The organism is Marinimicrobium agarilyticum DSM 16975, assembly GCF_000423345.1.
Taxonomy (GTDB): Bacteria; Pseudomonadota; Gammaproteobacteria; order Pseudomonadales; family Cellvibrionaceae; genus Marinimicrobium; species Marinimicrobium agarilyticum.
Window position 1 is genome coordinate 457,301 of sequence record NZ_AUHU01000003.1, and the last position, 20,346, is coordinate 477,646.

The following is a 20,346-nucleotide window of genomic DNA, read 5'->3' on the forward strand; positions in this document are numbered from 1 at the left end:
GTTTGTAGGAAAAGCCTTCAGCGGCTTGTAAAGAAAAGCCTTACCCGAAGAGCGAGAAGCTCTCCACGTTCAGCCAGAGGTGCACCAGAATACTGGCAATGTAGCCCAGAGCGATGACCGGCATCCACTTCAGGTGGCCGAAAAAGGTGTAGGCGCCGCGTGCCTGGCCCATCAGGGCCACCCCGGCGGCCGAACCGATGGACAGCAGGCTGCCCCCGGTGCCCGCCGTCAGGGTGATCAACAACCACTGGCCGTGAGACATTTCCGGCTCCATGGTCAGCACCGCGAACATAACGGGGATGTTGTCGATCAGCGCCGAGGCCAGCCCGAGCGTAACGTTCGCAAAGGTGGGGCCCGCGCCGTTGTAGAGTACGTCGGACATCAGCGACAGGTAACCCATAAAACCCAGGCCGCCCACGCACATCACCACGCCATAGAAAAACAGCAGGGTATCCCACTCGGCGCGGGCCACCCGGTTGAAGACGTCAAAGGGGACCACACTGCCCAGGCGGCGCAGCGCCGCCTCGTCTCCGGCCTGCTCGGCCAGAGCGCGCTTGCGCGCGAGCGAGCCCGGGAGCGTGCGACGCAGGAAGTAGCCAAAGAACTGCAAGTAGCCCAGCCCCATCATCATGCCCGCCACCGGTGGCAGGTGCAGGAAGATGTGACAGCAGACGGCGGTGGCAATGGTCAACAGAAACAGGGCCATGATGCGCAGAGCGCCGCGCTTGAGTTCCACCTCTTCGTAGACGGCCGCAGGCTTACGATCTTCCACGAAGAAGCTCATGACCAATGCCGGTATACCATAGTTCACCAACGCGGGCAGGAACAGGCTGAAGAATTCCTGAAACTGCACAATACCGGCTTGCCATACCATCAGCGTGGTGATATCGCCAAAGGGGCTGAAAGCACCGCCGGCGTTGGCCGCAATGACGATATTCACACAACACAGGTTGATAAAGCGGTTGTCATCCGGCGCCATTTTGGTAACCACGGCGCACATCAGCAATGCGGTGGTGAGGTTATCCGCAATAGGCGAGATGAAAAAGGACAGCAGACCCGTTAACCAGAACAAGGTTCTGTAATTAAAACCCTTTTGCACCATCCAGGCTCGCAGGGCATCGAACAGGCGACGTTCCTCCAGGGCGTTGATGTAGGTCATTGCCACCAGCAGGAACAGCATCAGTTCGGCGAATTCCAGCAACGTGTGTCGGAAGGCTTGTTCTGACTCATGGGCCATACCGCCCTGCACATAGACCCAGCCGATCATCATCCAGATAATACCGGCGGCGACCAGCACGGGTTTGGATTTGCGCAGATGAAGTTTCTCTTCACCCATCACCAATAAATAGGCAATGGTGAAAACGGCCAGGGCGGTGTAACCGACAGTGCTGGTGGTCAGATTGATACTGCCGACGGCGGCGAACACGGAGGGACTGAACAGAGCCAATAACAGGCCCAGCAGCCCAGAAACAGAGAGAGTTTTCTGAGACATCTTGGCTTCCGTTTTTACGATCGGATTGTAGGGGAAGGGGGTGAAAAAGCGCGCAGAATATTACCATAAGCGAGGATGAAATGCTCGCTGTTGGTGCAATTGTTAAGAGGGGCATTTCTGCTGTTTTTGCCCGAAGGGCCGTCAAAAATTGTCACCTGGCGACGTGGATTGTCGGTTTTGAGGCATAAGTGGCGTGCCAAGTGTCTATTCGGTCTCAGTAATTGCCGCCGCTCGAGTGTAGCCTGAGCCAATCATTAGAGGTATTGAATTAGGGGTACACACCATGGCGCTTTTAATGCGTTCCGCTCCAGCCACCGAAACTGAAGCTCGTGACTGGTTGGTCACCGAAATTTCACCCGAACAGTTCAGCAGCCACCGCTCCGCGTTGACCCAAGGCAGCTGGATGGGCTGGTTTGATATGGCGGTGTGGCTCAAGACTCCGGCCGGCGCCATGCAGCCCTTGCAGCTTGAACTCGTTTACCGTGATGCCTCGGGGGAGCACCGGGTTCCGGTGGACCGCTGCCCCACAGGTGGCCATCGCACCGTACTGCTCAATGCGGCCTTGCCTCTTTCCTTTACGGGTCGGGTCCGGTGGGCGGCGTTTGTGCTGAAGCGACTGGCACCCGAAGCCAAAGTCAGTCTGGATCTTTGCCACCTGGTGCCTCAGGAGCGCCGGACTGACCGGGTCAACTGAGGTTTTCGCAGGCGGCATCATACTCTGCTTGCTATACTGGGGGCTCTGTTCGGAGCCCCGCTATGCCTGGAAGCCGTTACTTTATTATTGTCGGTGTTTTTTTCTGCACACAGTTCAGCTCCGCATGGGCGGAGGATGTGATGTTGGGCACCAATGTGTCGGACTTCGAGCAGTTTTATAACCGCGGTGGCGGCTCCATCGAGCATGTTCAGTGCATCTTCTCCAAGCTTGGTTATTCCCCCATCGTTCAGCGAATGCCCTGGCGCCGGGCTCGCCAGGAAGTCTCCACCGGCCGGGTTGACGGATTTTTTACCGCCATCGCCTCGGTCGAGGTGGACAAGTACGCAACGCTCTCTGCGCCGTTGCTGCTCGAGAACTGGTATTGGTACTGGCCTTCCAATATCGACACGCCTCAAGACGGGCGCGGCGAGATGCGAATTGGTGCCATACTGGGCAGTCACCAGGCGGTGTGGCTGGACCAGAATGGCTACCCGGTACACTTGCGGGTGAGCACCCTCTCTCAGTTGGTCAAGCTCATGATCAGCGGCCGAATTGATACCTTTATTGCCGACCGGGACCACATGGAGGCGACCCTTGCCGAGCTCGCGGTCGGTCCCGAGCGCTATCAGCGGCGTTTCCTGCGGTATATGCCCCTCGGCGTGTATTTCGGCAATGAGTTCCTGGCGGAACACCCCGGATTTCTCCCCCGATTCAATACCCAGGTATTCCCCTGCGCCTCATCGGGTTTTGTGATGTCCGCCGATGAGCAGGCCGAGATTCATTACTGGTTGACGCCCCAGGTGACGCAGTGGCTTGAGGCGCAGCGAGTGGCACAGATCATTGCGGCCTACAATGAACGACGCGCGGACTGGCCCCCCCACAAGCGGGACCTGCTGGATGAGGAGTGGCGTGAAGCGTTTCAGACGGGGAATGAGGACGATGTGGCCCGACTGCTGGATAGCGCCCTCTCTGATCAGTTGCGGATGCTCGAGGTGGATAGCGAAGGGTTGGTGACCGAACTCATTCTCACGGACCGGCAAGGGCTCAATGTTGCGGTCAGCGACATGACATCGGATTTCTGGCAGGGGGATGAGAGCAAATTCACTCAGGCCCTGGGGTTGGAGCCGGGCCAGCTTCAGTTCGGCCCGGTCACTTACGATGAGTCCACCCGGTTGTTTCAGGTCCACGTCAGCCGCCCGGTCTATCATCCCGAAAGCGGTGAGCCCCTCGGTGTCATTATTGTCGGGGTCAACGTGGAAAAGGCCCTCTCGCGATCGCTCAAGGGCCAGTAACACTCGGTCGTTATTTCAACGGCTTATACTTCACTCGCCGGGGCTGAGCGTCCTCGCCCTTACGCTGAACAAAGTCCTCGTGGTATTCGGTGTAGTTGCCCTCAAAGAACACCACCTCGGAATCCCCTTCGTACCCCAGAATGTGCGTCGCCACCCGGTCCAGGAACCAACGGTCGTGCGAGATCACCATCACGCAACCGGGGAAGGCCAGAATCGCCTCTTCCAGCGCGCGCAGGGTTTCGATGTCCAGATCGTTGGAGGGCTCATCCAGCAGCAGTACGTTGGCGCCCTGTTTCAGAGTGTTGGCCAAATGCAGCCGACCGCGCTCCCCGCCGGAGAGCTCACCCACGCGTTTCTGCTGGTCCGAGCCCTTGAAGTTGAAGCGGCCCACGTAGGAGCGGGAGTTCACTTCGTAGTTGCCGATACGCAGAATGTCCTGCCCGTCGGAAATCGCCTCCCAGACGGTCTGATCGTCTTTCAGGTTCTCCCGGCTCTGCTCGACGTAGGCCACATCCACGGTCTCGCCCAGGGTGATGGTGCCGCTATCCGGCTCTTCGGTGCCGGCGATCATCCGGAACAGGGTGGACTTACCCGCGCCGTTGCCGCCGACAATGCCCACGACCGCCCCTTTGGGCACACTCATGGTCAGGTTGTCGATCAGCAGGCGGTCCCCATAGCCCTTGGAAACGTTCTCCAGCTCGATGACCTTGTCGCCCAGCCGCTCGCCCGGTGGAATGTAGATTTCGTTGGTCTCGTTGCGGGCCTGGAATTCCTGGCTCTGCAGTTCGTCGAACCGCGCCAGACGAGCCTTGTTCTTGCTCTGGCGGCCCTTCGGGTTCTGCCGGACCCACTCCAGTTCCGCCTTAATGGCTTTCTGATGTGCCGCTTCGGACTTGGACTCCTGCTCCAGGCGTTTTTCTTTCGCCTCGAGCCAGTCGCTGTAGTTGCCCTCGTAGGGAATGCCGTGGCCGCGGTCCAGTTCCAGAATCCAGCCGGCGGCGTTGTCCAGGAAGTAGCGATCGTGGGTAATGGCCACCACGGTGCCGGAGAACTTCTGCAGGAACTGCTCCAGCCAGAACACACTCTCGGCGTCCAGGTGGTTGGTGGGTTCGTCCAGCAGGAGCATGTCGGGCTTGGACAGGAGCAGGCGGCACAGCGCCACGCGGCGGCGCTCCCCACCGGAGAGCTTGGTCACATCCGCGTCCCAGGGTGGCAGGCGCAGGGCGTCGGCGGCCACTTCCAGCATGTGGTCCAGGTTGTGGGCGTCCCAGGCGGTGATGATATCCTCCAGCTCGCCCTGGCGCTTGGCCAGCGCGTCAAAGTCCGCATCCGGCTCGGCGTAGGCGGCGTACAGCTGCTCCAGCTCGGCCAGGGCGTCCACCGCTTCGCGCACGCCATCTTCCACGTTGCCACGCACGTCCTTCTCGGGGTCCAGTTGCGGTTCCTGGGACAGGTAACCCACGGAAATACCCGGCATGGGCCGCGCTTCGCCGTTGTAGTCCTTATCGACCCCGGCCATGATTTTCAGCAACGTGGATTTGCCGGCGCCGTTCAGGCCCAAAACGCCAATTTTGGCGCCAGGAAAGAACGACAGGGAAATGTCCTTCAGAATCTCTCGTTTGGGCGGCACCACCTTGCCAACCCGGTTCATGCTATAGACATACTGCGCCATGGGGGGTAACACCTCATTAAGACGGGATAAACAGACCTACTATAAAGAATCGCGCAAGGTACCGAAAGCGCGGGGAGAGTGCAATTGGTGGGGCGGAGCTTGGGCCGGTATACTCCGATGACCAACCGGAATAACCAAAACAGACGGACTATTACTATGGATTTCGAAGCAAAAAGGGAAGTTGCTCTGAAAGAGCTCAGTGAATCTGGCGTCCAGAAAGCCAACTTTCGACCTCCTGTCCTAGTACTCGCCTGGAAGCTTGGACTTAAGCTGCGCCCGCCGCATTACAACACTTTTTGGGCCAATACGCTCTTCAATGGGTGCTGGTTCTGTGTCCTTTGGGGGTTCGCCATGTGGTTCCTGATCTGGCGCAACCAGGGTATGCCGGTTTTGGGGGCGCTGTTGGCCGCCCTTTTTGCCGGGTTTCTCTTTGGGAGCATGATGGCGGTATATTACCGCTGGAGTGCCCGTAAGTGTCGGCTGACCCCATGGGAGGAAATCAACGACACGGAGCCACAGAGTGCCGAATGAGCTTTTGAGTCGCTATGATTTGATGTGGAGGGACGCCGTCCGGCGGCTGCAGGACGGTCAGTATGAGCTGGATCCGCTTATCAATTCCAGAAATGACACAAGAAGAGGGGTAACGGCGCTCGCTTATCTCAAAAGTAATCCGTATTTGACGAAGGAAATCGGTGATTTCCTGACTGAGCTGAAGCGCTCGGAGCCCCGCCAGTACTTCTATCCCGAGAGTGATCTTCATCTGACGGTACTTTCCATTATCAGCTGTGAGCCAGGCTTGCGTTTGGGCGAGCTTGATCGGGAGGCTTACTCAAAGACCTTCAGGCGTGCCGTGCAGAATGCAGGTTCGATAAAGATTCATTTCAGAGGTGTGACCGCTTCCCCTTCCTGCATTCTGATTCAGGGATTTCCTGAAGGTGAGGGGCTTGGCCGTATTCGAGACCGGCTTCGGGAAGCGTTTGGTGCATCGGGGCTGAAAACCTCAATTGATGCCCGGTATAAGGTGTCGACGGCACACGCGACGGTACTTCGGTTTCGCTCTCCGATACGTGACGCAGAGTTGTTGCTCAAAACTCTGTCGCCCTACAGGGCCCATCACTTCGGGACCCTTGAAGTTGACGAGGTTGGGCTGGTTTTCAACAATTGGTATCAAAACCAGTGGGCAACGACGCCGCTTTCTTGTGCGGGGCTTGGCAATACGAAGGAGCATACCAGCTTCTAATGCAAAGTCTGGTTAGGGTAACCGACTCCATGGCACATTGGAGCGTGTGCGACTCAACGGCGTATACGCGCTGTTTACATTCCGGATGCTTTCGGCGAGAGTTGTGTTGCCGACATGGTTTTCGACGGTTTCCGCGAATTAGCCCGTAACGTTTAACTTTTAGAGAAAAGCCATGAAATCCGTACTCAGACGACTGTTTTCTCCCATTCTCAATTATTTTGAAGCGGGGGAAGAGGAATACAGCTACAAAGCCTCCCATCGGACCATTTTGCTGGTGGTGGGTGCACTTTTTGTCGTGCTGTCGCTGATTTCGCTCGTGGCCGCCTTGGCGGCGGGGACTATCGGGGCGTTGATTCCCTTTGTGGTGTTCTTTGGGGCCGGCGTTGTCTGCCTGGCCGTTGGCGGCCTGGGGAACAACCGGGCGGTGTCCAAGATTTGGGGCAACAAGTAGAGAAGCATTTGGTTTTTCTATATAAAAACTGATTTGCATGTGAATTTTTCGGTGGTTTGCGCTATTCTCCTCTGACCAATATTAGAAAGTGAGAGAGGCCATTATGATAAAAATATCCCGAGCACTGCGCCTTAAGGCGTTTCTGACCACTGTGGCGATTGGCGGGCTCGGCCTGCTGGTCGCTTGCCAGCCCACCTCGGAGCAAGGCGAAACCCAAGTCACCGCGACCCAACCCCCGGAGCTCTGGTATCCGGAGCCCGCCGCCGACTGGAACGCCGCATTGCCCGTGGGCAATGGTCGACTGGGCGCCATGGTATTCGGTGGCGTGGACCGCGAAGTCCTGCAACTGAATGAGGACACTGTCTGGGCCGGTGGCCCCAACAACAACGTCACCCCCTCGCTCAAGCCCCACCTGGAAAAGGTCGCGGAGCTGGTTCTCGCCAACCAACACCTGGAAGCCCAGCAACTGGCTGACAAGCACATTCAGTCTACCAACGACGGCATGCCCTACCAGACAGTGGGCCGCCTCATCATCGACCCGTTGCACGCCGAACAAAGCCAGAACTACCGTCGTTCTCTGGACATCAACCGCGCCTTGGCTCACGTCAGCTACGACATCGACGGAGTCACCTATGGGCGGGAGACTTTTTCGGCCTTGTCCGCCCCGGTTATCGTCACTCGCCTGAGCGCGAGCGAGGCTGGCCAATTGAATCTTGATCTGGGCTTCAGTAGCCCGATGCGGCACACCGTCTCGGTGAACGACGAACGCCTGCGGGTGAATGGTTTCGGCGGTGATCACGAAGGCGTCGACGGCAAAATCCGGTTCACCGCTCTGGTAAAACCGGTGCTGGAAGGGGGCACGCTGGAATCCACAGAGCAGGGCCTGCGTATTCGCGGGGCGGACCAGGTCACCCTATACACCGCCATCGCCACCAATTTCGTCCACTACGATGATGTCTCCGCCGATCCGACGGCCAGGGCCGAGCAGCAGCTGGCTGAAGCGCTGCAACGCTCTTACGAGCAGATCCGCTCGGCGCATATCGCGGCGTATCAGGAGCAGTTCGACCGCGTCAGCCTGGATCTTGGGCGTACCGAGGCAGCGACTCAGCCCACCGACCAGCGGGTGGCCCGCTTCAGTGAACAACATGACCCGCAGTTGGCCGCGCTCTACTTTCAGTTCGGCCGCTATCTGTTGATCAGCAGCTCTCAGCCCGGCACTCAGCCGGCCAACCTGCAGGGCATCTGGAATGAACACACCAACCCGCCGTGGGATAGCAAGTACACCCTGAACATCAACGCGGAAATGAACTACTGGCCGGCCGAGTCCACCAACTTGTCCGAACTGCAGGACCCGTTTTTCGCCATGCTGGAAGACCTGTCAGTGACCGGGAAGGAGAGCGCCAGCAAGCTCTACGGCGCCGATGGCTGGATGGTGCATCACAACACCGATATCTGGCGCATCACCGGGCAGGTGGACGGCGCCCGCGTCTGGGGACAATGGCTGGGCGGTGCCGCCTGGTTGACGCAGCACATCGGCTATCGCTACCACCACACCGGCGATGAAGCTTTCCTGGCGAAATACTATCCCGTTCTGCGCGAGGCGGCTCGCTTTTACGCGGATATGCTCGTGGAAGATCCCGACACCGGCTGGCTCGTGCTGGTGCCCTCAAACTCTCCCGAGAACGATTACCTCCATCGGGACGACGATGTAGAAGCCGCGATCGATGCGGGCATCACCATGGACAACCAGCTGATGTTCGATCTCTTTTCTCTGGTGATGGAAGCGTCAGACGTCCTTGAGCAGGACGCCGAGTTTGCCGCGCAGCTTGAGCGTCTGCGGGCGCAACTGCCGCCCATGCAAATTGGTCAATACGGCCAACTTCAGGAATGGATGCAGGACTGGGACAGCCCGGAAGACAAGCACCGGCACGTCTCTCATCTGTACGGCCTGCACCCGAGCAACCAGATCTCCCCCTACCGCACCCCCGAACTGTTCAGCGCCGTGCGCACCAGTATGGAAATGCGCGGTGACGCTTCCACTGGCTGGTCCATGGGTTGGAAGGTCGGCCTCTGGGCCCGCCTTCAGGATGGCAACCGCGCCTATAAACTGTTGAACGACCAACTGACCCTCGTTGGGGAAACCACGGTCACGGAGGGCGGCGGTACCTACCCGAACCTGCTGGATGCCCACCCACCGTTCCAGATCGACGGTAACTTCGGCGTTACGGCCGGCATCGCCGAAATGTTTGTTCAGAGTCACGACGGTGCCATCCACCTCTTGCCCGCGCTGCCGGACGCCTGGCCCGAGGGCAAAGTCACCGGGCTGGTGACCCGAGGGGGCTTTGTGGTCGATCTGGCATGGGATGAAGGCAAGGTCCAAACGCTGACCCTGCACTCTCGTCTGGGCGGCCCCGTGAGATTGCGCATGGCCAAAGGGCTCAAACCGGAAGCCGACGTGCCGCTGCGGCGCGTGGTCGAAGGCTCTGACCCGGAGAACCCACTGATGCAGGTGCCCGAAGTCCCCGAACCGATCGTGCATGCGCCTGAGAAAGTGGCACCGGCCGGTGTGGCCGACACACAGCTGTGGGAGCTGGATACCCAGAAAGGCCAGACAATACATCTGGCGTTCTGATTTTTCCCGGTATTGGAATACGCAGGGCCGCAAGGATTGCAGTCCCTCTTGCCACCATCTTATACTTCTCAGACTCCCCCGCGGAAGGGGCATAAAAATGACATGGCAGCGCATGGAGAATTTCAATGAAAATGGGGATGTTTCACCTCGCAACGCATTTTTTCACCGCTCTTTTCTTTCTCCTTTTGGCGTTCCATGCCTCAAGCGAGCCGGAGCCAGGCTTTGATTGTGAGAAGGCTTCGAACTTCGTAGAGGTCGCCATTTGTGAAGACACCTTCCTTGCCAGCCTGGATGTGTACCTTAATGTCCTTTACCGTCAGTATTCGAATTTGAGTTTTTCTCCAGAAAGCCTGAAAGCTCAACAAATTACGTGGCTCAAAGAGCGCAACGCCTGTCAGACCCGTGAATGTGTAAAGACGAAGTACTTGGATCGAGTCCAGGACATCATTCAGGGCGCGCAAAATATTGATGAAAACTTCACTGCACTCGATCCTGCTGTTGTTGTGGAAAAGTTTCAGGGACATATGGAAAAGATGGCGGCAAGCGGAGCGATCATACCCCGCAGGGAGAATCCTTTCCTGCCCCCGCTTCCAGTTGAACCGCGTAGTGCTCAAATTGAGTCCTTCGAGCGAAAAGGCACAGAGAAATATGTTTTTCAGTATCGTTACAATCTGAAACATGAGACTTCCTCTGCTGGGTCTTTTAATGGGTCTTTCGTGGTGAATTCCTCGGGTGAGCTGCTAAGCGTAGACACGGTTGAGAAAACCGAAATGCAGACGCTGGGGGTCCCTGGCTCAAGTCGTACCTCCAGTCCCACTCGCAGTCCGGTTCTCAGGCCCACCTCTTCGATGAGGCGAATGGAGGTTGAAATGCCCAGCCGTCCCAGCCGCCCCGGAAGTGGCGCACCGAGCTTTAGCGGGACTGCGAATAATAGTGGCAGAGATACAAACGCTTCGGAAAAAGCAGCATTCAAGAACGACAGTGCGGACCTTGGGGTAACCCATGACGTGTTGAAGGATGCCGCTGACGAGGGCTTTGGTGACGCTGAGAGAGCGCTGACCTTCTTTGCCGTCAAGCCGCACAAATCCATATCAGGGGCGGGAGTGCTCCCGTGTGATCGTCATGATGGCCTGTTGTACCTGCTCAAAGGCAGTGACGGTTATGATCGTATTGAGTGTAGCTGGGGTCACGAAGTGATTGACGTTAGCGACGGCAACGATCACATCGATGGTGGCTGGGGAAACGAGATCATTGTCGCGGGTGAGGGCACCGATACGATTTTGGGAAGCTGGGGAGACGAAGTGATCTACCCCGGACCCGGCAACGACGAAATTGATGGTAGCTGGGGGAATCTGATCCTCATTTATGGAAAAGACTGGGGCACTGACACCGTGGAGGGTGAGTGTTCTCTGATCATATTTTCAAAGGAAAACAAGCCGGAAGACCTGGTGTGGAAAGACAACAAAACCCTATTCAACCAAACGAACGGAGGGTCCATTCAGCTTGACAGTGCTTGCTCGGAGACCTTTTATTCCAGCCGGTCATTCTAGAATACTCGAAACGTAAGTGAGTGCTTGCTCGCTGGTTGGGCCTCGGTTTGGCGTCACGGCGTGGCGCCTGTGCTGGCTAACCCGGTTGTCCCGACTCATCGGGCCCCATGTCTCATGCATTCGCCTCCACAAAGGGCCATCCACCCCATGCCAATTAATGTGGTCGACTAGACTCTCTGCTGATTAACCCCTATGATTGCGCTAACATCCGGCGGTGCCGCCCCTTTCGGCGGGGCTGAATGGCGCCCGGAACGGACAACGACCCGACGATATAACAACAAACCAGGAGATGACCGTGGCGCAAGCGAACTCCAACGAGCGGCTGGCCAAATTGAGCTGGCGCGAACGTATCGGCTATGGGCTGGGTGATGCCGGCTTCAATTTCTATTGGGCCATCATCGGCTCCTATCTGATCTTTTTTTACACCGATGTCTTCGGCATCAGCGCTGCAGCGGCGGCCACCATGGTGACCGTCACCAAAATTGTCGACGCCTTTACCGACCCCGCCATGGGCGCCATTGCCGACCGGACCCGCAGCCGGTGGGGCAAATTCCGCCCCTACCTGCTGTTCGGGGCGCTGCCGATGATGGGCGCCGGGCTGCTGACCATGGTCACCCCCGATCTGGATGAGACCGGCAAGCTCATCTGGGCCTACGCCACCTACATGCTCCTGATGCTCACCTATACCATTCTCAATATGCCCTATAACTCCCTCTCGGGCGTATTGACGGCGGACCCGCAGGAGCGCAACACCCTCAACAGCACCCGTTTTTTCTTCGCCTACTTCACCGGCATCGTGGTGGGCGCCGCGACGCCGGAATTGGCCGAGTACTTCGGCGGCGGTGACCGCTACAGCCCGATCGGTTGGCAGGTCACCATGAGTATTTACGCGGTCATTGCCTCCATTCTGTTTGTGGTCACCTTCTCCACGACCCGCGAGCGCATTGCGCCGCCCCCCGAGCAGGAAGCCCATCCGCTGCAGGACTTGAAAGTTCTGGTCACCTGCCGGCCCTGGTTGGTGATTTTCGTGCTGGCCATGGTGATCATGACCACCTTCACCTTGCGGGGCAGCTCCGCCACCTACTACTTCAAATATTTCGTTGAACGCCCGGACTTGTTGGGCTCGTTTATTGGGCTTCAGGTATTGGGCCTGATGATTGGGGCCATGTCTGCCTCCACCCTGACCCGGTTCGTGGACAAGGTGAAATTGCTCATGATCCTGATGGGGGTGGTCAGCGTTCTGTGCGTGGCCTTTGCCTTTGTGCCCAAGCCGGACGCGCTGGGCGTGGTTGACGTCAACGACGCCTCGCGCGAGACGTTGGCGGCCGAGGATCTGTTGGGTGAAGCGCACCGGCAAGGCGACACTTACACCTGGACCCGCTACGACAAAGTGTTCTGGATCATCAAGGACCGAGTCTCTTTGAGCAACACCTCGCCCACACTGAGCCTGGACGGACTGGATGATGAAACCATCAGCGTGATCCGCACCAGCGCCGACGGCACCGAGCTCGATAGCGCCCAGATTCCGAATGAAATCATTCTGATGTTCGTGTTCAGCATCCTGATCAGTATTGCGCTGGGACCCAAGGCGCCCATCACCTGGGCCATGTACGCGGATGTGGCCGACTACAACGAATGGCGCACCGGCCGGCGCGCCACCGGTATGACCTTCTCCGCCACCACCTTTTCCCAGAAACTGGGCGGGGCCGCTGGTTCGGCCATCATGCTCTCGGTGTTGGCCATGCTCGGCTACGAGGCCAACCAGGCGCAGTCGGATGCCTCACTCGATGGCATTGTGTACATGCAGACGCTGGCGCCCGGCGCTTTTGCGTTTATCGCCATCATCGCGCTCATGTTCTACAACCTGACGGGGGAAAACCTCGAGCAGATTCAGAAAGAGCTGGCCGAGCGCCGGCAGGATTAATCCCGGGTTTGAATTCCTTTAAGGGCGCGCCGGCCGCCGGCGGTGCGCCCGTTTTGTGACAAGAGGTCGTCCATGCTGTTTCCGTCCGATCAGGGCCGTCGTTTCAACCTCCAGAGCCCCACCCTCATGCCCCGCGCGGCCGCGTTTCTGTGGAACCGGCGAATGATGATCCAGGCCAACTGCCGGGGCTACGCGGTCAGTCAGTTCATGCAGCCGGAGCCGGCCAAGTACGCCTATGCGCCCAACCTTGAAGCCAAAACCTTCATGCAGCCGGAGCAGCCCTACTACGCGCATCACCCCGGGCGTTTTGTGTATATCAAAGACGAGGACACGGGCGAGATTTTCTCCGCGCCCTACGAACCGGTGCGCGCGGCGTACGAACAGTTCAACTTCTCCGCCGGACAGAGCGATATTCTCTGGCAGATGAGCTGCGCCGGTATCGACGTGGAAATGCAACTGAACCTCACCGCCGAAGACGTGGTCGAGCTCTGGGAAATTCGGGTACGTAACCGCAGTGATCGGCCGCGTCGGTTGAGTGTTTATCCCTACTTTACCGTGGGTTATATGAGCTGGATGAATCAGTCCGCCGAATATCGCCCCGAACTGGGAGCGGTGGTGGCCAGCTGCGTTACGCCCTATCAGAAGTACCCGGACTATTTCAAAAACAAACATTTTAAAGACAAGACGTACCTCCTGCACGAGCGCGAACCGGTGGCCTGGGATGTGCAGCGGGAGAACTTCGAAGGCGAGGGCGGCCTGCACAGTCCCACCGGGGTACAGCAGGCGCGGCTCGACTCTAACGACGCCCGCTACGAAACCCCGCTTGCGGCCCTGCAGTACCGAGTGGAACTGGCGCAGGAGCAAAGCGAGGTGTATCGCTTTGCATTCGGCCCGGCCTACGATGAGGCGGAAATCGAAACCATTAAAACGCGTTACCTCTCCGCCGACGGTTTTACCCGAGCCCGCACCGACTACGCCCGCTACGTCGCCCAGGGCGAAGGTGTGCTCCATATCAACACCCCGGACGAAAATCTGAACCATTTCGTCAACCACTGGCTGCCACGCCAGGTGTTCTACCACGGCGACGTCAACCGCCTGAGCACCGACCCGCAAACCCGCAATTACCTGCAGGACAATATGGGCATGACCTACATCAAGCCCGAGGTGGCCCGCCACGCCTTCCTGCATGCGCTCGGTCAGCAGGAATCAACGGGTGCCATGCCCGATGGCATACTCCTGCACGAAGAGGCCGAGCTCAAATTCATCAACCAGGTCCCCCACACGGACCATTGCGTCTGGTTGCCGGTATGCCTGCGCGCCTATCTCGACGAGACCAATGACCAGGCATTGCTGAACGAGCCTGTCACCGACGCAGAGGGCCAGACTCGCACTGTATTCGAACGCATCAGCCTTGCCATGGATTGGTTGTTGCAGGCACGGGATGAGCGCGGGCTGAGTTATATCGCCCAGGGTGATTGGTGCGACCCCATGAACATGGTTGGCTACAAAGGCAAGGGCGTATCGGGCTGGCTCTCGGTGGCTACCGCCTATGCGCTCAACCTTTGGGCCGACGTCTGCGAGCAACAGGGCCAGGGGAACCTTGCGTCGGGCTATCGAGACGGGGCGCAAGCGATTAACCAGGCGGTCAACAAACATTTGTGGGACGGCGACTGGTACGGCCGGGGCATCACCGACGACAATGTGGTCTTTGGCATCGCCCAGGATCCGGAAGGGCGCATCTTCCTCAACCCCCAAACCTGGGCCATGCTTGCCGGCACCTGCGACCCTGAGCAGCGCCAGAAAATGCTGAACGCGGTGGAGGCACAACTGGAAACCCCCTACGGCGTCATGATGCTCGCCCCGGCCTACACCGGCATGCGCGACGACGTCGGCCGTGTGACCCAGAAGCATCCGGGCTCGGCCGAGAACGGTTCGGTCTATAACCATGCGGCGGTGTTCTACGTATTCAGCCTGTTCGAACAGGGGGAGACCGAGCGCGGCTATCGCCTGTTGCGCCAGATGATTCCGGGGCCCGCGCTGGACGATTACCGCCAGCGCGGCCAGATGCCGGTCTACATTCCCAACTATTACCGCGGCGCCTACCACCAATTCCCCCGCACTGCCGGTCGTTCGAGCCAACTGTTCAATACCGGCACCGTCAGTTGGGTGTACCGCACCTTGGTGGAGGGCCTGTTCGGTCTCAAAGGTGAGGGCGAAGGCCTGCGCATCGCGCCCCAACTGCCGAAGAGCTGGCCCAGCGTGCGGCTGACCCGCCAGTTCCGGGGCGCCATTTTAGACGTAACCATGGAGCGGGGCGCAGAGGGCCAACCCATGACCCTCCGCGTGGACGACAAACCGGTTGACGGCACTCTGTTGATCGGACTGAACGCGGGGCAGCACTACAAAGTGGACGTCACCCTGCCGGGCTGACGCTTGGCGTGTAGACATCAGTGAGAGGCTCGGAGCAGCCTTCGCCGCATTGCGGCGGAAGATTTCATGGGGCTATACTGACGCTCGAATCATAGGAGGGAAAATATCATGATGATATGGCGAGCCATGACGGCCTTGACCGCAGCCCTGGCGTTGGGCGCCTGCCAGACCGAGCCCGAATCACCGGGAGACGTCCAAGCCCGCAGCTGCGCTGGCGGTTCGGATGTATGCGAATCGCAAGAGCTGCCGCAACTACCCCTCACCGCACGAGGGCAGGAGCCGGGCTGGCTGTTGAACATGAGCCAGTCGACCCTCACCCTTGATTACCAGTACGGCCAAAAGCAGTTCAGCGCCCCGACCCCGGAGCCGGAATCGACTGCCAACGGCGCCCGTTACCTGACCCGCAATGACGGCCAAACCCTGGTTTTTGAGCTGACCCGCGACTATTGCGAGGACAGCATGAGCGGTATGCCTTATCCCTACACCGCCACAGTCACCCTCGCCGACGAAGCAACCCTCAATGGCTGTGCCGGTGACCCCCGCGCCTTGCTTGTCGGGCCGGAGTGGGTTGTGGAAGACATCAACGGCCAGGGCATCATCGATAGCAGCCGCATTACCCTTAACTTCACTGAGAACGGGAACGTTCAGGGCCTGGCCAGCTGTAACCGCTACAACGGCCGCTACCAACTGACGGGACAGGGGCTTCGCATCGAACAGCTGTCGCAAACCCGAATGGCCTGCGCCCCGGCGTTGATGCAACAGGAGCAAAAAGTGCTCGAGACCTTGGCCAATGTGACGCGTTTTCGTCTTGATAAAACGGGAGCGTTGCACCTGGAGGGGGGCGAGGGCAAAGCATTAAAAGCTTACAAAAGCGGAACTGTCGAGTGATATAAAAGAGTGTTCGCCGGGAAAGAAGCCATAGGTTGCGTCCTGCTGATCGCGCATTCTGTTAGTGTTAAGTGGATGATTTTTTGATAAAGGAGGTAAATATGAAGCCAGTGGTATGGATGGTTGTAGTTATTCTACAGGTCACAATTCTAGGGTGTACCGATGGTTCTCAAGCCAAAATTTCAGCATTTGGTGGAGCTGCAAAGATAAAGTGCTACTCAGGGGATACTCTTATTTTTTAGGGCGAAAGCACCGGAAAATAAATAGTGAAGCGAATAGTGACGGTTATTACTTTGTAGATAAGCGTGACGGAAAATTAAAGGAAATTTCCGGAAACTGTATAATCGAGTACGTTGAATACTAGTAAACGCGTGTTTTCTGGGGGCGTGCTTTCTGCCCCGGTTGGGCCGCTTGGTAAATAAAGTTATGTTATCGGGATATATTTTTTCAGGACGTTAAAAACCAAAAGGAGGGATGACTGGAATGGATAATAAAAGAAGAAAGGTATCTAAAGGGTGGGTGGCTGTTTCATCAATATTGGCTGCTGTTGGAGCTGTCGTGCCTATACTTGTGTCGCTAGCGATTCCAGCTTTTAGTAAAACATTTGAATCATTTGGTACAGATCTTCCATTGCTGACTGACGTCGTCATAAATGCTCGGTATTTTTATATTTGGCTGTCAGGTCTTTGTGTTCTTGTCGCAGCAAGCAACATTCTTCTCAGGCTAAAACCCGTGTTAATCGTTTCGTGCACTTTCAGTGTTTCACTCATGTTACTGTTGCCTTTGGCAGCGATTGCACTTTATCTTCCGGCTTTCGGTCTGCGTGGAGTGTGATTTTTAACAAGAAGTTAGATCGTATGATACAAACAGTTACTCGTTGCTGTGAGGCTTGGAGGTTGCTGCGCTCGGTCGTGGTTTTCTTGGTTATGTATGACGCCAAATTTACGCTCCAGGGGGGTAGGTTATGAAAGAATCACTGCAGAACTGGTGGTCTACCGCTGATGCTAACGAAAAGCGCGCTCTCATCGTTCTTGGGGTAATTGGAGCTGGAATTTTCTTGTTTGCATCAGGGGTTACAATAGGTCGTGCCATGGCAGCGCTATAAAACTCCTGAATGAGAGCTCGTTGTTTTGCGGCGGCGGTTCAAACCAGTTGCCATTGAAGGAGGTCGAGTGATAGTAATTTATGGAATAAAAGAACGGCTAAATCCCATAAAGTCGAACCTGTCGGATGTCATTCATGGGTGTATGCGATCAGTCTTGGGAATGCCGGAAGATAAACGTGCCCACAGGTTTATCCCATTGGAGCCGGAGGATTTCTATTACCCAGGCGGCAGGAGCGACGCTTATACCGTAATTGAGATTAACATGATGGCGGGCCGAAAACCGGAGACGCAGAAAGCTCTTATCAAATCACTGTTTAAAGAGCTTGATTCGCAGCTATCCCTGGCGCCAATAGATGTTGAAATTACGATCAAGGAGCAGCAGCCGCACCAGTGGGGCTTCCGGGGAATGACAGGGGATGAGGCGAACGACTTGAAGTATAAAGTCAACGTGTAGCCCAGTAATCAGAGCGGCGCCCCCTATCAGGGTTGGCGCTGAAGGTATAGTGAGGAGCAATGATTGTGATGAAATATTTATACGGTGCAATGCTGGTGACAGTGCTGTCTGCATGTTCAGGGGATAGCTCTGACTCCTCCGACCGGCATTCGGTCTACGTTTATGATACTGATCTTTTCCGGAGTTGCGATCACCCCGAAAATGAGACATTGCAGCAAAGCGCGCAAACCCTGATTTCAGGCGGGGTGGATGTCATTTCCTCTTCCTGCGGGCAAATTACGGGACTGGCGTGGCCTGAGGTGTGCGGTGCTCCTACGGGCAGAATCAATGTCCACCTGATCCATCGGAATAATTTGGTGGATGCGGAGCCTTTGGGGTACAAAAGCGTCGACCGAATTGGTGAGGTCACCACGAATTACGACGCTGGCGTTCAGGGCGAGGTAGGCTACGAGCTTATTGAATGCAACGGTGGCGAGTAGCAAGTTTCCTCGTTTGCTATGAAAACAACAGCCTTTACTGTCTGGTGTGGGTGGTTCCCCGGATCTCCTTCAGAGGGTGCTCCTCACAAAACACCTCCTGCACCGCCATCTGCCAGTATGTATGGCTGAAACTTTAGCGGAACCTGACCGCCGCCGCATTACGCTGAGCTTACTTGCTAAAGGCTCGCCAAAAACCGCTCATAGGCGTTGATGGCATGATCCATTCGGGCATTGAGTGGCTCATCAATGGTTTGCCGCTCCGGGTGGCGTTTATAATAGGCTACCGACTGGCGAATCCCCTGTTCAAAACGCGTGGTTGCCCGATAGCCCGGCACAAAGGTTTTGATTTTGGTGTTATCCAGCACGAAGCTGTTGCTCGCATCGCCGCGCAAAGGGCCTTCGAATTCGGGTAGGAAGCGTGAAATACACTCTGTGGTCATGTGAATGGGCTTGGCTTTGACGCCCACCGCACTGCCCAACTCCGCAAGGTACTGATCCCAGGTTTTCACTTCATCGGAGGTGATGTGAAACGCGTGCCCCCGGGTTTGGCTGTGCCCCAACAGGCCGATAAAGCCCTTGGCAAAGTCGGTGTTATGGGTAACGCACCAGAGGGAGCTGCCGTCGCCGGGGACGATCACTTTCTTGCCTCTGGCAATTCGGTCCACCAGCGTCCAGGGGTGCGTAGCGCTGTTGACGGCAAACGGGATGCTGCCATCGCCGTAGGTTTGCGACGGCCGGACAATGGTTGCGGGAAAGCCATGCGTGCGGAACGCGGCCAGCAGCGTCTGCTCACAGGCTATTTTGTCGGTGGCATAGTCCCACACCGGGTTGTACTGCGGTGTCGATTCATCCAGCACGTAATAGGCCGGCGGTCTCTGGTAGGTCGCCACTGTGCTAATAAAAATATATTGGTCGGTTTTGCCGGTAAAGTACTCAATGTCCCGTTCAATGTCGTCGGGATGAAAGGCAATCCAATTGACCACCACATCAAAGTACCGGTCCTTCAGTAGGGACTTGATCTCGGAGCGGTTATTGATATCCCCCTTAAGCACTCTGGCGCCGTCGGGCGCACAATCGTTTCGGTTTCCGCGATTGAGCAGGTAGAGCTCCACGCCCTCATCCACCAATAATTGGGACACCGCCGTACTGATCTGCCCGGTGCCGCCAATAAACAGTACTTTCATTCGCCTGGCTCCTGAAACATTAATTTAATGATTGTGAATAATCATGCAGTGCTGAGTGTGCAGGAAACTCTCTTGGATTGAAAATCTGGGACAAGTGTACCTTTCAGACTAAAGGGGCACCAAACTACGCGTAGACCGTAAGTGCTAATGGCTTAAGTTGCGTCTTTTCCGCGGGGAAGGCGGATGAGAGCGCTCCAGATCTGTGTCCTTGCCATGGCGGTCATCACGACGGCATGTGTATAATTGAGCATATTGAGTATTAGTGAAGTCATACGCCCTGCGACGCTCGTGGGGAACGCCAGTATGAAGTCACTTTTACATTACAAGGCGATAGGCTATGAAAGAGTCGCTGCAAATATTGAAGGAGGTTAAATGATTGTAATTTATGGAATAAAAGAACGATTAAACCCAATAAAATCGAGCCTGTCCGATGTCATTCATGGGTGTATGCAGTCAGTCTTGGGAATGCCGGAAGATAAACGCGCCCACAGGTTTATCCCATTGGAGCCGGAGGACTTCTATTACCCTGGCGGCAGAAGCGACGCTTATACGGTGATTGAGATTAACATGATGGCGGGCCGAAAGCCGGAGACACAGAAAGCTCTTATCAAATCGCTGTTTAAAGAGCTTCAGTCGCAACTATCCCTGGCTCCAATAGATGTTGAAATTACGATCAAGGAGCAGCAACCGCACCAGTGGGGCTTCCGGGGAATGACAGGGGACGAGGCGAAAGACTTGAAGTATAAAGTCAACGTCTAGTCGAACAAGTAGCGGGCGATGGTCAAGGTAGGCTGTTGTTTTCATAGCAAAAAGAACCCTGACCAAATCTGAATATTCCGATTTCGTCTTTGCAGCCTGA

At 56.8% G+C, this 20,346-nt stretch carries 17 protein-coding genes; 14 read left to right on the plus strand and 3 right to left on the minus strand.

Annotated elements, in window-relative coordinates; genetic code table 11:
- Positions 1–40: 40 nt before the first annotated feature.
- Entirely contained in the window at positions 41–1,492 is a 1,452-nt protein-coding gene (gene nhaD, locus G547_RS0102000; protein WP_027328410.1) for a sodium:proton antiporter NhaD, read from the minus strand.
- A gap of 283 nt (positions 1,493–1,775) precedes the next feature.
- On the opposite strand from nhaD, the gene G547_RS0102005 reads away from it, so the two are divergent.
- Entirely contained in the window at positions 1,776–2,186 is a 411-nt protein-coding gene (locus G547_RS0102005) for a hypothetical protein (protein ID WP_157209755.1), read from the plus strand.
- A gap of 62 nt (positions 2,187–2,248) precedes the next feature.
- A complete protein-coding gene (locus tag G547_RS19660; protein WP_051234605.1) occupies positions 2,249–3,478 on the plus strand; it encodes a transporter substrate-binding domain-containing protein in 1,230 nt (409 codons plus the stop codon).
- 10 nt (positions 3,479–3,488) lie between these two features.
- Here G547_RS19660 and ettA read toward each other — a convergent pair whose 3' ends face one another.
- Positions 3,489–5,150 carry an energy-dependent translational throttle protein EttA gene (gene ettA / locus G547_RS0102015; protein ID WP_027328412.1) on the minus strand — a complete coding sequence of 554 codons (1,662 nt, stop codon included), beginning with the start codon at positions 5,148–5,150 and terminating at the stop codon, positions 3,489–3,491.
- A 156-nt stretch (positions 5,151–5,306) separates the two neighbouring features.
- Here ettA and G547_RS0102020 point away from each other — a divergent pair, with 156 nt between their 5' ends.
- The 11 genes from G547_RS0102020 (at position 5,307) to G547_RS22435 (ending at position 18,303) form a co-directional block, all read left to right on the plus strand.
- Complete coding sequence (locus G547_RS0102020) at positions 5,307–5,681, plus strand: DUF6404 family protein (protein ID WP_027328413.1); 375 nt, start codon at positions 5,307–5,309, stop codon at positions 5,679–5,681.
- The gene (locus G547_RS19665; protein ID WP_211224473.1) at positions 5,671–6,390 is read left to right on the plus strand and encodes a 2'-5' RNA ligase family protein; all 720 of its coding nucleotides are present in this window, start codon (positions 5,671–5,673) and stop codon (positions 6,388–6,390) included. Before G547_RS0102020 ends, G547_RS19665 begins: the two co-directional genes overlap by 11 nt.
- A 172-nt stretch (positions 6,391–6,562) precedes the next feature.
- Positions 6,563–6,841, plus strand: coding sequence for a hypothetical protein (locus G547_RS0102030; RefSeq protein WP_027328414.1), 279 nt, complete (start codon positions 6,563–6,565; stop codon positions 6,839–6,841).
- A gap of 103 nt (positions 6,842–6,944) precedes the next feature.
- Positions 6,945–9,473 carry a glycoside hydrolase family 95 protein gene (locus G547_RS0102035; RefSeq protein ID WP_084645547.1) on the plus strand — a complete coding sequence of 843 codons (2,529 nt, stop codon included), beginning with the start codon at positions 6,945–6,947 and terminating at the stop codon, positions 9,471–9,473.
- 125 nt (positions 9,474–9,598) lie between these two features.
- Positions 9,599–11,023 (plus strand): hypothetical protein, encoded by a 1,425-nt coding sequence (locus tag G547_RS23285; protein ID WP_036186427.1) that lies wholly within the window; start codon positions 9,599–9,601, stop codon positions 11,021–11,023.
- Between the two features lie 295 nt (positions 11,024–11,318).
- A complete protein-coding gene (locus G547_RS0102050; RefSeq protein ID WP_027328418.1) occupies positions 11,319–12,947 on the plus strand; it encodes an MFS transporter in 1,629 nt (542 codons plus the stop codon).
- 72 nt (positions 12,948–13,019) lie between these two features.
- A complete protein-coding gene (locus G547_RS0102055; protein ID WP_027328419.1) occupies positions 13,020–15,377 on the plus strand; it encodes a GH36-type glycosyl hydrolase domain-containing protein in 2,358 nt (785 codons plus the stop codon).
- Between the two features lie 108 nt (positions 15,378–15,485).
- The gene (locus G547_RS22430; protein WP_051234606.1) at positions 15,486–16,265 is read left to right on the plus strand and encodes an META domain-containing protein; all 780 of its coding nucleotides are present in this window, start codon (positions 15,486–15,488) and stop codon (positions 16,263–16,265) included.
- Between the two features lie 483 nt (positions 16,266–16,748).
- Positions 16,749–17,099, plus strand: coding sequence for a hypothetical protein (locus tag G547_RS23290; protein WP_157209756.1), 351 nt, complete (start codon positions 16,749–16,751; stop codon positions 17,097–17,099).
- Positions 17,100–17,437: 338 nt separating this feature from the next.
- A complete protein-coding gene (locus tag G547_RS0102065; protein ID WP_027328420.1) occupies positions 17,438–17,824 on the plus strand; it encodes a tautomerase family protein in 387 nt (128 codons plus the stop codon).
- 59 nt (positions 17,825–17,883) lie between these two features.
- A complete protein-coding gene (locus G547_RS22435) occupies positions 17,884–18,303 on the plus strand; it encodes a hypothetical protein (RefSeq protein ID WP_051234608.1) in 420 nt (139 codons plus the stop codon).
- Positions 18,304–18,479: 176 nt separating this feature from the next.
- On the opposite strand, the gene G547_RS0102075 is transcribed toward G547_RS22435, so the two are convergent.
- Positions 18,480–19,487, minus strand: coding sequence for an NAD-dependent epimerase/dehydratase family protein (locus G547_RS0102075; protein WP_027328421.1), 1,008 nt, complete (start codon positions 19,485–19,487; stop codon positions 18,480–18,482).
- 372 nt (positions 19,488–19,859) lie between these two features.
- Between G547_RS0102075 and G547_RS0102080 the strand changes: the two genes are divergently transcribed.
- Positions 19,860–20,246, plus strand: coding sequence for a tautomerase family protein (locus G547_RS0102080; protein ID WP_027328422.1), 387 nt, complete (start codon positions 19,860–19,862; stop codon positions 20,244–20,246).
- Positions 20,247–20,346: the final 100 nt, after the last annotated feature.